The sequence below is a fragment of the Streptomyces griseorubiginosus genome (assembly GCF_017614965.1).
In the GTDB taxonomy this organism is placed as follows: Bacteria; Actinomycetota; Actinomycetes; order Streptomycetales; family Streptomycetaceae; genus Streptomyces; species Streptomyces griseorubiginosus_B.
Window position 1 is genome coordinate 1 of sequence record NZ_WVUG01000723.1, and the last position, 534, is coordinate 534.

At 68.7% G+C, this 534-nt stretch carries 1 protein-coding gene; it reads left to right on the plus strand.

The window, feature by feature from the left end:
• Positions 1-302: 302 nt before the first annotated feature.
• Complete coding sequence (locus tag GRC12_RS44965; protein ID WP_208786150.1) at positions 303-530, plus strand: hypothetical protein; 228 nt, start codon at positions 303-305, stop codon at positions 528-530.
• Positions 531-534 lie beyond the last annotated feature (4 nt).

Sequence of the window (534 nt, forward strand, 5' to 3'; positions counted from 1 at the left end):
CCCTGAGCCAGCTCACCCACCGCGCCGCCCACCAACTCGCCCGCGTCACCGCCTTCCTCACCCAGCACTCCACCACCACCGACCCCGCACCCGCGGCGAAAGAGGACAGGGAATACCAGTGAGCACCGCCCGGCACGTCAGGACCGATCCCGTCCCGCACAGGCCACGAGCACATGCCGCAGCCGGGCAACCACACCACAAACCCCCTTGATATTTGCTCACGCGAACATCTAGTTTACTACCGCACAGGGCGGCACCACCCGCCAACCCGCCGCATGAATAGGGACGTTAGGAGATGCGCCATGCACCAGACGGATCACACAGTTCGCACTACCGAAGCCCTCACCCGCGGCGCGTGGCCGCCCGGGACGCAGGCCGTCTCCTACATCGGGCCCGCCTGCGTGATCCACGGCCACGGCGACTTCGACCCCGACGACCTCACCACCGTCCGCGACCGCTTCCCCCACCGCCACGTCACCCTCGACGGCGACACCATCACCGTCTGGCCACCACCCCGCCGGCCGAGGTGAGGCC

Bases quoted from the DNA above. Each gene is read 5' to 3' on its own strand.
- GRC12_RS44965 (WP_208786150.1), top strand. From the start codon at position 303: ATGCACCAGACGGATCACACAGTTCGCACTACCGAAGCCCTCACCCGC.